Genomic DNA, 15,039 nt, shown 5'->3' with positions numbered 1-15,039 from the left:
ACGAGTTGCGGTGGAATAGTTCCTGAAAGTGCTGGTTTAGAGCCTAAACAGGAGCTATTTCACCGCAACTTAGGAGGGCGATTGGAGGCGCGGTGGGGCCGGATTGTTATTTGAGGCCGGGGAGGCGGGTGTAGGGAAACGATCGCTCTAGGAATTCGGCGCAGTGGGCGTAGTCTTTGGCGAAGTAGCTGCTGTAGAGCGAATCGAGCACGTATTGCACGGCGATATGGCTGGCGAACTGCGTGATGCGATGCGTCATGCTCTCGTGGTCACTCACCGTAAGGTAGGCGGCAAAGCCAGGGTGAATGCGCGCGCAATAAGGCGTGCCGATGACGATGACCGGGACATGTCGACTGCTGAGGATCGGCAAGATGTCCTTGAGGTTGGGGGCAAGGCCGCTGTAGGAGATGACGATTGCCGCATGGTCGGGGCCCGAGGCGAGCGCCGTTCGCACCTGGGCCTCGACACCGTCGTGGCACGTCGCGCTTTTACCGGCGGAGAGCAGGCGGTCGCGGAACATTCCCGCTGGATAGAGGTTGTGCGAGCCCGTGTAGATGTCGACCTGTCGGGCGTTCGCAATGAGCTTGGCGGCGTGGTCAAGCTGCGTGGGGTCGAGCAGCTCCTGCGTTTCGGCCAGCGTGGTCTGGTAGAGCCCCTCCATGCGCTCCATAACCTGCGCGGGGCTGGACGTAGCATCAAAGGGAAAGTTGATGTCCACGTCGCGCCGGTTGCCCGCCTCGGTTGCCAAGCGAATAAGCTCGACCTTGAGGTCTTTGAATCCCTCGAGGCCGAGCTTTTTGCAAAAACGGTGCACACTCGCGACCGAAACGTTGGTGCGTGCGGCAAATTCCTTAATAGAAAGCCCGCGGATGTCCTCGCCGATGGCAAGGGCTGCAATGCCGAGCTGTTGCTCGGTAGGGGTAAGGCCCTGTGCCTCGGAAATCTTGCGTTTGATATCCATGCGAACTCCCACACTCAACAAACCTGCCAAAAAGGGACAGGTTTATTTTGGCAGGTTTTGCCCGCAAAGGGTAACGGGGCCGAGGATGCCGCTCGGGGCGACGGGTTCGGTGAGGGCGAAGATGTCGGGAATCGCATGATCGAGCGTGTTGATGATGTCGATCGTGAGCTCATGCGCACCGGTGGAAAGTGCGCCTGTCGCAAAGCGATAGGGCGGGCAGATGCGCGTGCCGAGCGTTTGTCCGTCGAGCGTGAGTGTTGCGACTTCGTAGACATCCCCCAGGTCAATGGCGGTGTGGGCGAGGTCGTCGGTCAGCTCGAACGACGTGCGATAGTGGAACGTGCCGCAGATGCCGGCGAACTGCTCGGCCGTGAGGTCGCACAGCTGCTCGAGCTTTTGCGGCTCGCCAAAGGTTCCATCGCTGCCGGCAGGGGAGAGGGCAACGGTCCACGGTCCGTCGATGCTAAGGCAAACCGCATCATCCGCATTCGTGTTCGCCCCGTCATCGAGTCCGACCTCGTCGCCCGTTCCCAGAACAACAACGCAGCTCTCGAAGGGCGCCAGCTCCAACGCGCCATCAAACGCAACGGGCTCGATACCGTTTAACAGGTCGAGCCGCGTGCCGCAAAGGCGCTCGCCTGTCGCAAGCGCAACCGTGCAGTCGATGCGCTCGCGTGGGTGCTCGTTGACGAGCATAACGTAGGTCTCGCCGGCGCGCTCGTAACGAAGCGCGCGCAACCAGGGCTGGGGCGTGTCGGTGACAACCGTCTGCAGCCCAGCGCTCGCCAACACGCCCGCCATATCGGCAAGCTGAGTCGCTGCAAGTTCACCCAGTTCAACCACGACGTCCGCGTCGTAAAGCGCGCTCGGCACCTCGTCGACGGCAAGGACCATAACTCCCGCATCAATCATGCGCCTTACGGCCTGCGCCGTCTCCGCGCCAATAAACGTAGCACCGGGCATAACAAATGCCTGGTAGCGGCAGTTGTTAACGCAAAGTAATCCGTCGGCAATCGAAACCTCGTAGCGGCTCTTGTCTTCAAAAGCCTCGGCGGGCACAAAATCAAAGTCGATCTGCGCGCGCGTGAGCTCTGCCGCCACGCGCTCGATAGGCATGGCGCTACCGGCCCATTCGGCATCGGCATGGTACAGGATGGCGACGGGGCGCGTGGCACAGCCTCCCGAAAGCAGCGTTGCCGTACGGTTCATATAGCTCATGAGCTGCCCAAAGTGCGGCCACTGCGGATTGTTGCCGTGCGCGTAAAAGTGCGGCGGGCAGTCCCAATCGGGAAAGGGCGCCATGCTAAACGCGTGCGGCGTAAACCAATTGACGCCGCGGACGAGCATGTGGTCGGCAATCCATTTCATCTCGCGCAAGCCCTCGTGCCAGCCGAAGGCGCCGAAGACCTCGACCATGCAGCGTCCTTGTTTTTTGGGGTCGAGGCGCGCGGCCGAAGAGCCCAGTTTGGCAAGCGCGTAGGTAAAGAGCTCGATGTTCCATGCGCCATGGAAGTAGCTGTAAGGGCCGTGGTCGATGCCAGGGGCGAGCTGGTTGATAACCACATCGATGCCCGCCATGTCCTGACCGGCGACAGCGCGGAAGTAGTGCCCGGCGCCCTGGCCCAGGCGCGTGTGGCAGCTTTTGTCCTCAATCACATGTCCGATGTGCATGACGCCGTGCTCACGGCACCAGTCGCCGATCTGCTCGTCAAAGCAGGTGCGGTAGAGTTGCGTGGCAATGTCCATGTAGGTGTGACGGACTCGGGCGCCATCTGCCTCGCGTGTCCAAAGGCCGTGTAGCTTGGTGAGCCAGTCCTCGCCAAGTGCATTGCGCAGGCGGCTGGCAAGCTCGTCCGACCAAGGTAGTGCCATATCGCCGCGTCCAATAAAGCTGCTGGTAGAAGCATCGTCGAGAGCCGTGCCCTTCTCGTTCATAAAGCCTGGCTCATCGGTAAAGAACCCCAGGATGGTGCAGCCGAACTCGTCGCCCAGATGCTCAAACGTGGGCTCGTAGACGGCATCGATGAGCGCGCGGCACGAATCGGCGTCGACCATGTTGATGTACTCATCGCGAAAGCCGGTTTTTTGGCTGGTGACGAAGAGCTCGACGGTGGTGATGCCGGCGGGCGCGCCTAAACGCAGGCGGGCGGGGGTGCCGTCGGCCTGCTCAACGGAGAGCTCAAAGTCGAGCGGTGCGCCGGCGGCGTCGAAAGTCGCCGCACCCACAAAGCGCTCCGTGGGATCCATAAGATTGCCGAGCTTGATGACCGTGGACGGCTGGGGACCAACGACCGTAACCGTGCGATGTTTGAGCACGGTCTTCTTAAGCGCGGGGTCAACATCCTCGCCCGCAAGCGCGCCGTTGGCGTAGCCCGTGGGGAAATGGGCGTCGTCGAGCAGCCAGATCTTCAACCCCAAGCGCTTGCACTCGCCAATGATAAAACGCAGGTCAGCCCACCAGCCGTCGCGACAAAACTCGGGATGCGTGCGCGATTCGAGGCAGACCTCGCGGATGTCCGCACCGGCAATCTGCTCCAAGTATTCGGTAATCGTCTCGTGCGCCTCGCCCTTGAGCCACAAGAACGGAAGCACATGGTTGTCGTATGCCGCCATATCCACTCCTTCAAAACCTGCCAAAAAGGGACAGGTTTATTTTGGTCGGTTTTATCTGGGCAAACGTCACCCCACAGTTGCTTGGCGAAGCGCTGGGACGCGTGCCACATGCCAGAACCAACTTTCTAAACCCTTGCGAGTTCAGGGTACGTCGTCCGCGCTGCCCTGCTAATATCAAAACCACGGCAGAATATGACTAAATCAACGATGGTGGCGCTATGGATATCGCACGTTTGGACAATCTTTTGCTCGAGCTGACCGATAGCGAGCGCGCTTACTGCGCGGGCGCCCGCTATGACTGGAACGATGCATTTAGACAGGGGCAACAGGCAGATATCGATGGCAGGCATGTCCGTAAAATCGGTAACGCGGCGTACGCCCTGCACCAAGAAGGCATGCCCGAGGGCCTGTCGATTGTGCGCAACTCGCGCTTTAACCCCGTGCCGGAGCACGTGCACGATTATGTCGAAATCAGCTATGTCTATCGAGGGAGCGCGCCACAGGTTGTCAATGGTACGCAACTCACGCTCGCCCAAAACGAGGTGCTCTTGCTCGACGCGGCCTGTCCACATGCCGTGGGCGAGCTCGGCGAGCATGACATTATGCTGAGCATCGTTATCTCGCGGCCGATGTTGCACCGCAGCCTAGAGCAGAGCCTGTCGCCGTCAAGCACCGTCTCGCAGTTCCTCATTAATGCCCTCAATGACGAAACCGACCACCGCGGCCATGTGCATTTCCGCACGGGCAACAGCCGCCGCGTGCGCCGATACATGCAGGAGATACTGTGCGAGCTTCTGGAGCCGACGGCGGCGAGTCCCCAGACCGTGTCGAGGCTGTTTGAGTTGCTGCTGGTTGAGCTGATGCAAAGCTATGAGACATCGCTGTTGCAGGCGGACATGCCCACGCTGCCTTCGGCGCAGGTCGCGGCCGCCGTGGGCTACATCGAGCGGCATGCTTGCGATTGCACGCTCAACGACTTAGCCCGCCACCTGCACCTGAGCCCTAACTACGCAAGCGCGCTGCTCAAGCGGCAGACGGGGCGCACGTTTATGCAACTCGTACAGGAGAGCCGCCTGACACGCGCGGCAACACTGCTCGACGCCGGCTCCACTGCGGAGGCCGCGGCGCGCGAGGCCGGCTACGCCAACATGAGCTTCTTCTACAAAAAGTTTGCCGAGCGCTATGGCTGCACGCCGGCCGCCTACCGCCGGCGTTTGCCCAGATAAAACCTCCCAAAATAAACCTGTCCCTTTTTGGTCGGTATCAGGAAGTGTCAGGGTCGGGGCGGAGGCGGTCCGTGGGCGCGAAAAGAAGTGTCGGGTTTGGCGCGCCCGCTTCTGCCCGTCCCGCGCGTGGGCGATACTCGGATTATCGACCCGCGATGCAAAGGAGATGCTCATGGCAAACATCAAGTTCCCCAAGGGTTTCTATTGGGGTGGCGCCACCGCCGCCAACCAGTTTGAGGGCGCTTGGAACGTGGACGGCCGCGGTCCTTCCGTCGACGACCATTTCTTGGGCGGCAGCTACAAGGAGCCGCGTCAGATTACGATCGACATCGACCCCAACCGCTTCTACCCCAATCATGACGGTATCGATTTCTACCATCACTACGAGGAGGACATCGCGCTGTTCGCCGAGATGGGCTTCAATATGTTCCGCATGTCCATCTCCTGGAGCCGTATCTTCCCCAACGGCGACGACGCTGAGCCCAATGAGGCCGGTCTCGCCTTCTACGACCGCGTCTTCGACTGCCTGCGCGCCCACAATATCGAGCCGCTCGTGACCCTCTCGCACTACGAGATGCCCTATCACCTGGTCGAGAAATACAACGGCTGGGCGAGCCGCGAGATCATCAGCTTCTTTGAGAAGTACTGCCAGACCGTCTTCGACCGCTATCAGGACAAGGTCAAGTTCTGGCTCACCTTCAACGAGATCAACTGCGGTACTCAAGACATGGGGAACCTCTTTGAGACCAGCATGATTCAGGGCTTTGAGGGTCCGGCGTCGGCGGTCCACACCACGCCGCAGGCTCGTATGCAGGCGCTGCATCACCAGTTTGTCGCCAGCGGCCGCGTCGTGCGCTATGCCCACGAGCATTACCCGCAGTTTAAGATGGGCAACATGGACTGCTTCATCCTCTCCTATGCCGCCACGTGCGATCCGGCCGACGTGCTCGCCACGCAGCAGGAGATGAACACCATGAACTGGTATTGCTCCGACGTGCAGGTGCGCGGCAAGTACCCGTTCTATGCCAAGCGCTTCTGGGCCGAGAACGATGTTGAGCTCGTGATGGAGGACGGCGACCTGCAGGATATCGCCGACGGCAAGGTTGATTTCTACACCTTTAGCTACTACATGTCCGGCACCGTGGGCACCCACAAGGACCACGAGATGACCGAGGGCAACATGACCTTTGGCGGCAAGAATCCCTATCTGGAGTCCACCGACTGGGGCTGGCAGATCGATCCGCTGGGCCTGCGCATCGCCCTCAACGAGATTTACGCCCGCTACGAGATTCCGCTGATGGTGGTCGAGAACGGCATGGGTGCCTACGACGAGGTCGAGGAGGACGGCTCCATCCACGACCCGTACCGCATCGCCTATCTGCAGAGCCACATCAAGGCTATGGGCGAGGCCATCGCCGACGGCGTTGACCTGATCGCCTACACCTGGTGGGGTCCCATCGACCTGGTTTCCGCCGGCACTGGCGAGATGCGCAAGCGCTACGGCTTCATCCACGTCGATAAGTACGACGACGGTACCGGTACCTACGAGCGCCGCCGCAAGGACAGCTTCTTCGCATACCAGAAGATTATCAAGTCCAACGGCGCTGAGGGCTTGGAGTAATTGAGTTCCGGCGATTGAGTTCCGGCGTTCTGACGAACGCCGGACCGGCGGCCGATTTCGTGACCACGAATGTCGACGACGACGGCATCTGGAACGCCTTCGTGCGCCTGGGGCTCATCGAGGGTTAATCAACAAAACGGGTGCCGATGGACAAAGACGTCGGCAGAGTTTTCGATTCGACTCCCCACCTTAGTTTTGGTCCAATTGGCACTATAATCACCATAGGCATGCGCACTACGTTGCGCTTAATCAAGAGGAGAAAACGTATGGGTCTGTTTGACATGTTCAAGAAGAAGGCTGAGCCCGCGGCTGCCGCTGCTCCTGCCTCCATTTCTGCTTCTGCCGGCGCCGACGTGCTGTGCTCGCCCGTCAAGGGCAAGGTCATCAAGATGGCCGATGTGCCCGATCCCGTCTTTGGTGGCGAGGTCCTGGGCAAGGGCTGCGCCGTGTGGCCCGAGGACGATCTGGTCTATGCCCCCTGCGACGGCAAGGTGACCGTCACCATGGGTCACGCCGTGGGCCTGCAGTCCGATAGCGGCATCGAGGTCCTGGTGCACGTTGGCGTCGATACCGTCAACATGAACGGCGACGGCTTCGAGGGCTTCGTCAAGGCCGACGACGTCGTGAAGGCCGGCCAGCCCATGCTCAAGATCGACCGCGCCAAGATTGCCGCTGCCGGTTACAAGGACTGCGTCGTCGTGGCCGTGTCCAACACCGCCGAGTTCGCCGATGTCGAGCTCGCCGTCGAGGCTGATTCCGCTGTCGCCGCCGGCGATGCCATCGTCAAGGTTGTCCGCAAGTAAATCGCGGCATCGCATAATGTCTAAGGGTGGTCGGATTATCCGGCCACCCTTTTTTATTGCACGGTACGGATGCGTTTTATTGCACGCTGAGCGGACTCGCAGACCGTTCGGACGTTAAAACGAACCGACCGCGCCTTCGTGCTGCCGAGGGTGTTCATAAGTGGATAGTATGTGCTTACTATCACAACGTGCGCCGTGTCTGGGAAGCGCGGTGCCGCTCATTGGGAGGAACATCATGAAAAAGAAGCTGCTGCTTGCGCCCCTCATGGCCGTTTTGGTTGCATGTGTGGTCGTGCTTTCCGGCTGCGGAGGCCCCTCGATCGAAGAGCTCATCACCGAGGACCTTACGACTCAGTTCGATGAGGTCAAAAACGGTGGCGACGATTTCCTCTCTGGTCTGGAAGAGGCTTCGGGCGACGAGTTCGAGCAGCTGGGCATCGATCCCAAGGAGTATGCCAAGACCTATCTCGAGGGCTTTGATTACGAGATCGGCGACGTGACGGTCGACGAGGACAAGGGCGTTGCAACCGCCGAGGTCTCCATCACCTGCAAGTCTATGAACAAGATCGTCGAGGACTTCTCCACCCAGTATCAGGAGAAGGTCGCTGCACTTGACACGGTTCCTTCCGATGACGAGCTGTACAAGATGGCCGGCCAGGTGATGGTCGATGTGACCAAGGCCACCGAGCCCAGGAAGACCACGGTTATCTTCAAGTACACCTGCAACGATGACGGCGAGTGGTCTGCCGACGACTCCGTCAACTCCGAGATGATGGATGCAATGCTGAGCTAGGGGAGTTACGCGGTAGTTTGTTACGGCGTTTTACCAAACGCCGTAACTGCTCGACGCTGCGCGGGCACCAGAGCGACAACTTGTCATTCAAAGAGGACGGCATGACCAGAAGGTCTATGCCGTCCTCTTTTCATGCCAATTTGTTCGCTCTGGTGCCCGCTCGCTGTCATTGCCGAAACATCGGCGTTGCCATGGCAGTCATTGGGGACGTTCTTAAACGACTACTTTCCGCGCGACAGAATCTATGCAGCCGTGTTGAGCGACAGCCCCGCTACTCGCCCAGAATCAGCGCCGCGAGCTCATCCTGGGTGTCCACCACGTAGTCGGCGCCGGCGGCTTCTAGCTCTGCGCGGCCACGGAAGCCCCAGGCGACGCCGGCGCTCTTAAGGCCGGCATTGTGGCCGGTCAGAACATCGACATTCGAATCGCCAACGTAGAGCGTGGTCGCCGGGTCGGCGCCCAGCTCCTCCATTACATGCAGCGTGACGGGAGCCTCGGGCTTGGGTGGAAACGCGTCGACACGACCCTGCACCAGCGCAAAACGATCGGGGCCAAAGTACTTTTCGATAAGCGGAGCCGCCGAAATATGGTCCTTGTTGGTGAGCACGGCAAGCTCAACGCCCGCGGCGCGCAGACGGTCGAGCATCTCGACCGTGCCGGCATAGGGGGCGGTGTGGTCCTCCTTGTGCTCGCCGTAATAAGCCCTAAACTCGGCGAGCGTCTGCTCAAACATGCGGCCGTCGCCCGCGTACTCGGCGGGCATAAAGCGCTCGACCAGCTTGAGCATGCCGTTTCCCACCTTGTAGCGGTACTCGTCCACGGCAAACGTGGGCCAGCCGTGCATCTCGCAGGTATGGTTGCCGGCTGCCGCCAGGTCCTCGAGCGTATTGAGGATGGTGCCGTCCAGATCAAAAATCACATGGGAATAGGCTGCTGCCATGGGTGCTCCTGCCGTTTGAGTTGTAAAGCGCACCCCATGATACTGGGCTTGCGTGTCGGGCGCGTTTGGAATCTGAACATCTTTAACGGCATCGGGGCGCATCGCGCCAGCGCAAGCCTTTGCCGCTAGCAGATCCTGGGCAGTTGCTCTCCCACGAGCATGTCGAGGATGCGGGTCGATCCCCAGCCGGTGCGCACGCGAACGGCGGGTCGAGCGCCTTCGGCAAGCGGCATCACGCGACCGATGATGGCGGCGTTCTTGCCGTAGCGGGCGGCGCGCATGGCCGCTAGCGCCGCGTCGGCCTGCTCGGCTGGCACCACGGCGACCATCTTGCCCTCGTTGGCAACCTGCAGCACGTCGTAGCCGAGCATCTCGCAGGCGGCCTGCACGTCGGGGCGCACGGGTACGGCGCCCTCGTCAATCTCCATGGCAATGCCGCTGGCCTGCGCAAACTCGTTGAGCGTGGAGGCCAGGCCTCCGCGCGTGGGGTCGCGGAAGCAGCGCGTGTCGGGGGCGGCGGCCAGCACGTCGGCAATCAGGTGGTTGAGCGGCGCGGCGTCGCTCTCGATGCTGCTCGAGAACGCCAGACCCTCGCGCTGGCTCATGATGGCGATACCGTGGTCGCCTAGCGTGCCCGAGACCAGGATGACGTCGCCGGGCTGGCAGTTGGCGCCGCTGAGCGTCACGCCCGTAGGAACCTCGCCCACGCCGGCGGTGTTGATGTAGACGCCGTCGGCCCCGCCGCGCTCGACCACCTTGGTGTCGCCGGTGATGATTTTGACGCCTGCCTCGCGCGCCGTCTCGGCCATGGTCTGCACAATCTGACGCAGTTTATCCATGGGATAGCCCTCTTCGAGGATAAAGCCGCACGAAAGGTAGCGCACGTTGGCGCCCGAGGTCGCGACGTCGTTGACGGTTCCGCACACGGCGAGCCTGCCGATATTGCCGCCGGGGAAGAACTGCGGCGAGACTACAAAGCTGTCGGTCGACATGGCGATGCGCCCGCTCGCGGGCAGCGCAGCGACGCCGGCATCGTTGCCCTCGAGCAGTTCGGGCGACCCAAAGGCATCCAAAAAGACCTCATCGATGATGCGTTTCATCATCTGGCCGCCAGAGCCGTGGCCCAACAGGACAGTGCTATCGGTGGCAGTACGGGACATATCGAAAACTCCAATCGAGGACGGAATTATATGGGTGAGGTGCAGCGTCGACCGGCCCGCCGTTCGTTAGAGCGGCGGAACCCATTAGCCTCGGTAGCGGAAATATGCTGCACAGCTGCCCTCGGAACTCACCATGCAGGGGCCGACGGGATGCTCGGGTGTACAAGCTTGGCCGAACAGAGGGCAGTCGCTCGGCGTAATGGCCCCGCGCAGCACGTCGCCGCAGCGGCACCCACGCGGCTCGACCGTCGTCTCAACGGGCACGTCAAAGCGAGTGCGGGCATCAAAGCGCGAGAACTCGGGGCGGATGGAAAGGCCCGAGTTGGCAATCGGCCCCAGCCCGCGCCACGTGGTGTTGCATGGCTCAAACACCTGCTCGACCAGCTGGCGCGCAACGGGGTTGCCGTCTGCGTTGACGCCACGGCGGTAGGCGTTGTCGATCGCCGGCCTGTTCTCGACAACCATCTGGACCAGCATGCAGATGCCCTGCAGGATATCGACCGGTTCAAATCCCGTGACCACACCCGGGGTATTGAACTCGTCGACCAAAAAGCTAAAGGGCGCCAGGCCCGTGATGGTGGCGACGTGGCCCGGCAGGATAAAGCCGTCGATAGTGGTCTCGGGATCGTTGGCGATGGCGCGCAGCGCCGGCGGCGTGGTCTTATGGGCACAGTAGACCGAGAAGTTCTGCAGCCCGCGCGCGTCTGCCTCCAGGATGGCGGCGGCGATGGTAGGCGTCGTGGTCTCAAAGCCGACGCCCATAAAGATGACCGGGCGATCGGGGTTGTGTTCGGCGATATCGAGTGCATCGAGTGGGGAGTACACAATGCGAATATCGCGCCCCGCCGCCTTTTGCGCGGCGAGCGAGGTAGACGACCCGGGCACGCGCATCATGTCGCCAAAGGTGGTGATGATGGCGTCGTCTATGTTGGCGAGCGCGATTGCGTGGTCGATGTCGCGGTTGGCGGTGACGCAGACGGGGCAGCCCGGGCCGCTCAGTAGCTTGAGCCCGGCCGGCATAATGGAGCGAAAGCCATAGCGCCCGATGCTCACGGTGTGCGTGCCGCAGACTTCCATAAGGTTGATGGCGCGGTCGCCGACAAGCTCATGAATGCGCTCGATGAGCTCGCGAGCCAGCTTGGGATTGCGGAATGCCGAGAAGTCGATACCGGAGCGAGCCGGTTGTTCGGGCGCCACTAGTAAGCCTCCGCCGGGTTGGTGGCAAGCTGGTCTTCTTCGACCAGCTCGGACATGGCATTAACAAGCTCGAGCGTTTCCTGTGCTTCCTGCTCGTCGACAATTTGGATGCCAAAGCCGGCGTGTACGAGAATATAGTCGCCAACCTGCGCCGTCGGCACGAGTCGCAGCGACACGGGGCGCTCGATGCCCATCATGTCGACGGTGGCCTTGAGGTCGTCGTCGCGTTTGACTACTTTACCGGGAACGGCAAGGCACATATTGTTCCCCTTTTATACGCTTTGCGCTGGACGGGCGCTCAATAATCCATCAGTTGATGGTAGCGCTCGCGGGGTTCGCGGGCAAACGCGTTACGCCTGTGAGACGGCGGCGTGCGAGGGCGAGCTACTGTGATGCAATCTGCGCAAGACGAGCGCTTGCGACCGCCGCCTGACCGTAGGCGATGCAGCCGTCATTGACGGGTACGGTGTGGGGGACAAGGACAGTAAGGCCTGCGCTTTTGAGCTCGCGGGCGAGGAGCTGAAGCAGAAGTCGGTTCATGAACACGCCGCCCGAGAGCGCGACGGTGTCGATGCCTTCGCGCGCGCAGATTTTGCGTGCGATTCGTGCCGAAGAGCGCGCGATGGCGATATGGAAGTCGAGCGCGAGTCTGTAGGCCGCAGCGCCGGCCCTGATTCCCTCCAAAAGCGCCTCAATAAGCGATCTGGAGTTTAGAACATGGCAGGCGTCCGGACGGGATGATTCGGTTACGGAAAAGCCGGCTATATTGTCGGTGGGGCAGGCACTTTCACTGCTAAGCGCGCGCCAGGCGGCGGCCTCAAGCTCGATGGCGGGTTCGCCCTCGTAGGTTGCCTTGTCGCAGATGCCCAAAACTGCAGCGGCGGCATCAAAGAGACGCCCCATGCTGCTGGTGCGCGGGCTGTTGATGCCGCGCTCAATCATGGTGGCTGTCACGCTGCGCGTTTGCTCGTCGAGGGTGCCCAAAAGCCGAGCGGCACCCGGGTGCTCGAGCAGGCCGAGCTCGCTCAGCAGGGCAAAGGCATTGCGCCGGGCATCGCGCACGGATGCGGCACCGCCTGGCAGCGCCCAGGTGCGCAGGTGCGCGGCGCGTTCAAAATCGGCAAGGCCGGCAACAAGAAACTCGCCGCCCCAAATGGTCCCATCGGTGCCGGCGCCGGTGCCGTCAAAGGCGATACCAAGGACGCGCGCGTCGGTTGTAAGCTGGCCCGCGGCGATGGCCTCGGCCATCACGCTCGCGATGTGCGCATGATGATGTTGAACCTCAACAGATGGCATACCCTGTTTCTGCGCCTGTTCGCGCGCCCACTGGCTCGACAGATAGCTGGGATGCATGTCGCATGCCAAGGCGGTGGGCGCCAGGTCAAAGAGGTTTTCCAAGCGCGTGCGCGCGGCGTTCCAGGCATCGAAGGTCCCGCCGTTTTCAACATCGCCGATATGCTGCGACACAAAACAGGTTGCCTCGCCGTTCGTCCCTTCACGCGTGAGCGCAATCGTGGCCTTTTGTTGTGGCCCGCAGGCGAGCATGCAGGACGGAGCGCCGTCGAGCGCCGGCAACGGCAGCGGCTGGGGTGCATATCCGCGGGCACGGCGCACGGGCATAACGGCGCCGTCGACCACGCGTACTACAGAGTCGTCGTAGCGCGACAGAATCGCGCGGTCGTTACCGAGCAGCGCATCGGCGATGCCGGCGGCAACAAGGTGCTCCCATGCAAGATCGTCATCGGTCTCGATGGGCTCTTCGCTCAGGTTGCCGCTGGTCATGACGAGCGCGTGCATACCGTGCGACGCGGCAGCTGCAAGCAGAAGATGCTGAAGCGGGGTGTAGGGGAGCATAACGCCAAGCTCGGGCAGGTCGCGCGCGACGGACGGTGCGAGTACGAGGGCGTCGGGAGAATCGCCGTCGTTCCCGCAAACAGCCCGCCGGCGCAGCAGCACGATGGGGCGGATACTGCCAGCGAGCAGATCGCGTTCAGCATCGTCGATATGACACAGGCGCCCGGCATCGGCAAGACTGCGCACCATGACGGCAAGTGGTTTGTTACTGCGGCGTTTGCGATGGCGCAGCTCGGCCACCGCCTGCTCGTTGGAGGCGTCGCATGCCAAGTGAAATCCGCCCAGACCCTTGATGGCGACGATACCGCCACCGGCCAGTAGCTCAACACAGCGGTCGATAATGGCGTCGCTGGTCTCGCGTGTGGTGCCGACGGCCGGTATCGCGGACGAATTCCCGTACGCATCGCCGTTCACAGCCTCGCGCCACGTAATATGCGGCCCGCAATCAAAGCAGGCATCGGGCTGTGCGTGAAAGCGGCGGTCGAGTGGATCGGCATACTCTGCGGCGCAGGCGGGGCACATGGGGAAACGGTCCATCGATGTGGCCGCTCGGTCATAAGGCAGCGATCGGATGATGGTAAAGCGTGGGCCGCAGTTAGTGCAGTTGATAAAGGGGTAGTGATAGCGTCGGTCGGCGGGATCGAACAACTCGCGCAGGCAATCGTCACAGGTGGCGATATCGGGCGAAACGAGCGTCGTGTGCGCGGTCTGGTCCTGCGACGCCACAATGCGAAAGCCCTGATCGTTAGCGGCATCCCAGTTGCCGGGTGCTAGGTCTACAACCTCGACATGCTCCACGCGAGACGCCGCAGGCGCATGCTCGGAAAGTGCGTCAACAAATTCGTCGAGCGACTCGCTTAGGGCGTGCGCCTCGATATGCACGCCGTCGCCCGCGTTGAGCACCCAGCCGCAAATGCCGTGCGCCATGGCCTCGCGATACACAAACGGCCGCATGCCGACGCCCTGCACAATGCCCGTTACATGGATATGCGCATGTCGCATGCGACCCTCCTTCGTTGAAATGTGTGCTGTTACAGCCCCAGGCTCTGCTTGGTGGCGGCGCAGGTGAGCTCGCCGTGTTTGACGCCGCGCAGGCCCAGCAGGCGGTCGGCTAGTTCGTAGACGCGCTCGCCGCGACCCTTGAGCGCCAGAATCTCCAAGCAGTTGTGGTGATCCAGATGCACGTGCATGGTCGATACGATCTCGTCGGTGTAGTCGTGCTGCACTTCGTCCAGGCGGCGCGTCAGGTCGCCGGTATGGTGGTCGTAGATCATGGTGAGCGACCCGATAACATGCTCATCGGGCGTGCGCATCTGCTCCTTGGCGATCGAGGCGCGAATCAGGTCGCGCACGGCCTCGGAGCGGTTGGCAACGTCGCCGCGGCGCGCGATCTGCTTGTCAAAACGGCGCAGCAGGTCGTCCGGTGCGGTAACCGAAAAGCGGACCAGCTCGGAGCCGGAGCCACTACAGTGGCAGCCCGCGTCACCGTCCGCCTCGTGCAGATGCTCGTGCTCGTACCCGCAGCCGTGCTCGTGTTCGGCCACGTTACACCAGCTTCACGGAGCCGACGGAGTTGTGGTCGGCCTCGATGGCCTCTTCGTAGCCCTCGAGTGCGTCGTGGGCCTCGTGCAGCGCGGCCATGGCTGCCTCGAGCTTGGCGCCGATGCGCTCCATGTCAAAATTCTCGGTCGCATGCAGCAGCTGATGGCTCCACTCGTGAGCGAGCTCGATGGTGTCGTCGACCTGCTTGACGCTCATGGCAAGCTGGCTCATGTTCATTCCAACATCATGCATGGAAAATCTCCTTTTGTATGGGGCAGTTCAGTGGTTCAGATTTTACTACGCCCGCTCTGTGCGCAGCTGCATAAGAA

13 protein-coding genes are annotated in these 15,039 nt (G+C 61.7%); 4 read left to right on the top strand and 9 right to left on the bottom strand.

The genetic code is table 11. The annotated features are described in order from the left end of the window. Window positions 1-106: 106 nt before the first annotated feature. Both ABHR75_RS00500 and ABHR75_RS00495 read right to left on the bottom strand, forming a co-directional pair. Entirely contained in the window at window positions 107-961 is an 855-nt protein-coding gene (locus ABHR75_RS00500; RefSeq protein WP_346963363.1) for a MurR/RpiR family transcriptional regulator, read from the bottom strand. Between the two features lie 42 nt (window positions 962-1,003). Then, on the bottom strand, window positions 1,004-3,574 hold the full coding sequence (locus ABHR75_RS00495) for a glycosyl hydrolase (protein WP_346963362.1): 2,571 nt from the start codon (window positions 3,572-3,574) through the stop codon (window positions 1,004-1,006). Between the two features lie 218 nt (window positions 3,575-3,792). Here ABHR75_RS00495 and ABHR75_RS00490 point away from each other — a divergent pair, with 218 nt between their 5' ends. From ABHR75_RS00490 to ABHR75_RS00475, 4 genes are all read left to right on the top strand, one after another. After that, entirely contained in the window at window positions 3,793-4,800 is a 1,008-nt protein-coding gene (locus ABHR75_RS00490) for an AraC family transcriptional regulator (protein WP_346963361.1), read from the top strand. A 172-nt stretch (window positions 4,801-4,972) separates the two neighbouring features. Next, window positions 4,973-6,421, top strand: a complete 1,449-nt coding sequence (locus ABHR75_RS00485) for a glycoside hydrolase family 1 protein (RefSeq protein ID WP_346963360.1) — start codon at window positions 4,973-4,975, stop codon at window positions 6,419-6,421. 266 nt (window positions 6,422-6,687) lie between these two features. Then, the gene (locus ABHR75_RS00480; RefSeq protein WP_055310775.1) at window positions 6,688-7,224 is read left to right on the top strand and encodes a PTS sugar transporter subunit IIA; all 537 of its coding nucleotides are present in this window, start codon (window positions 6,688-6,690) and stop codon (window positions 7,222-7,224) included. 235 nt (window positions 7,225-7,459) lie between these two features. Next, the gene (locus ABHR75_RS00475) at window positions 7,460-8,017 is read left to right on the top strand and encodes a hypothetical protein (protein ID WP_055310036.1); all 558 of its coding nucleotides are present in this window, start codon (window positions 7,460-7,462) and stop codon (window positions 8,015-8,017) included. Window positions 8,018-8,288: 271 nt separating this feature from the next. Here the strand turns inward: ABHR75_RS00475 and ABHR75_RS00470 are convergent, their stop codons facing one another. The 7 genes from ABHR75_RS00470 to ABHR75_RS00440 form a co-directional block, all read right to left on the bottom strand. Then, the gene (locus ABHR75_RS00470; protein ID WP_346963359.1) at window positions 8,289-8,957 is read right to left on the bottom strand and encodes an HAD family hydrolase; all 669 of its coding nucleotides are present in this window, start codon (window positions 8,955-8,957) and stop codon (window positions 8,289-8,291) included. Window positions 8,958-9,082: 125 nt separating this feature from the next. Then, complete coding sequence (hypE, locus tag ABHR75_RS00465; protein WP_346963358.1) at window positions 9,083-10,117, bottom strand: hydrogenase expression/formation protein HypE; 1,035 nt, start codon at window positions 10,115-10,117, stop codon at window positions 9,083-9,085. Window positions 10,118-10,201: 84 nt separating this feature from the next. Then, window positions 10,202-11,314, bottom strand: coding sequence for a hydrogenase formation protein HypD (gene hypD / locus ABHR75_RS00460; RefSeq protein WP_346963357.1), 1,113 nt, complete (start codon window positions 11,312-11,314; stop codon window positions 10,202-10,204). Continuing rightward, the gene (locus ABHR75_RS00455) at window positions 11,314-11,574 is read right to left on the bottom strand and encodes a HypC/HybG/HupF family hydrogenase formation chaperone (protein ID WP_006235228.1); all 261 of its coding nucleotides are present in this window, start codon (window positions 11,572-11,574) and stop codon (window positions 11,314-11,316) included. The genes hypD and ABHR75_RS00455 overlap by 1 nt, the downstream gene beginning before the upstream one ends. Before the next feature lie 124 nt (window positions 11,575-11,698). Further along, window positions 11,699-14,170, bottom strand: a complete 2,472-nt coding sequence (gene hypF, locus ABHR75_RS00450; RefSeq protein WP_346963356.1) for a carbamoyltransferase HypF — start codon at window positions 14,168-14,170, stop codon at window positions 11,699-11,701. Between the two features lie 29 nt (window positions 14,171-14,199). Beyond that, window positions 14,200-14,712: a nickel-responsive transcriptional regulator NikR gene (gene nikR / locus ABHR75_RS00445; RefSeq protein ID WP_346963355.1), complete on the bottom strand. Its 513-nt coding sequence runs from the start codon at window positions 14,710-14,712 to the stop codon at window positions 14,200-14,202. A 1-nt stretch (window position 14,713) separates the two neighbouring features. Continuing rightward, a complete protein-coding gene (locus tag ABHR75_RS00440; RefSeq protein WP_006235225.1) occupies window positions 14,714-14,962 on the bottom strand; it encodes a hypothetical protein in 249 nt (82 codons plus the stop codon). Window positions 14,963-15,039: the final 77 nt, after the last annotated feature.

Origin of the sequence: Collinsella aerofaciens (genome assembly GCF_039752955.1) — a bacterium.
Taxonomy (GTDB): domain Bacteria; phylum Actinomycetota; class Coriobacteriia; order Coriobacteriales; family Coriobacteriaceae; genus Collinsella; species Collinsella aerofaciens_BI.
The sequence above is the reverse complement of the archived record's forward strand: the minus strand, read 5'-3'. Positions and strand labels throughout refer to the sequence as shown.

Bases quoted from the DNA above. Each gene is read 5' to 3' on its own strand.
- ABHR75_RS00495 (WP_346963362.1), bottom strand. From the start codon at position 3,574: ATGGCGGCATACGACAACCATGTGCTTCCGTTCTTGTGGCTCAAGGGC.
- ABHR75_RS00490 (WP_346963361.1), top strand. From the start codon at position 3,793: ATGGATATCGCACGTTTGGACAATCTTTTGCTCGAGCTGACCGATAGC.
- ABHR75_RS00440 (WP_006235225.1), bottom strand. From the start codon at position 14,962: ATGCATGATGTTGGAATGAACATGAGCCAGCTTGCCATGAGCGTCAAG.
- ABHR75_RS00475 (WP_055310036.1), top strand. From the start codon at position 7,460: ATGAAAAAGAAGCTGCTGCTTGCGCCCCTCATGGCCGTTTTGGTTGCA.
- ABHR75_RS00480 (WP_055310775.1), top strand. From the start codon at position 6,688: ATGGGTCTGTTTGACATGTTCAAGAAGAAGGCTGAGCCCGCGGCTGCC.
- hypE (WP_346963358.1), bottom strand. From the start codon at position 10,117: ATGTCCCGTACTGCCACCGATAGCACTGTCCTGTTGGGCCACGGCTCT.
- ABHR75_RS00470 (WP_346963359.1), bottom strand. From the start codon at position 8,957: ATGGCAGCAGCCTATTCCCATGTGATTTTTGATCTGGACGGCACCATC.
- ABHR75_RS00485 (WP_346963360.1), top strand. From the start codon at position 4,973: ATGGCAAACATCAAGTTCCCCAAGGGTTTCTATTGGGGTGGCGCCACC.
- hypF (WP_346963356.1), bottom strand. From the start codon at position 14,170: ATGCGACATGCGCATATCCATGTAACGGGCATTGTGCAGGGCGTCGGC.
- ABHR75_RS00455 (WP_006235228.1), bottom strand. From the start codon at position 11,574: ATGTGCCTTGCCGTTCCCGGTAAAGTAGTCAAACGCGACGACGACCTC.
- ABHR75_RS00500 (WP_346963363.1), bottom strand. From the start codon at position 961: ATGGATATCAAACGCAAGATTTCCGAGGCACAGGGCCTTACCCCTACC.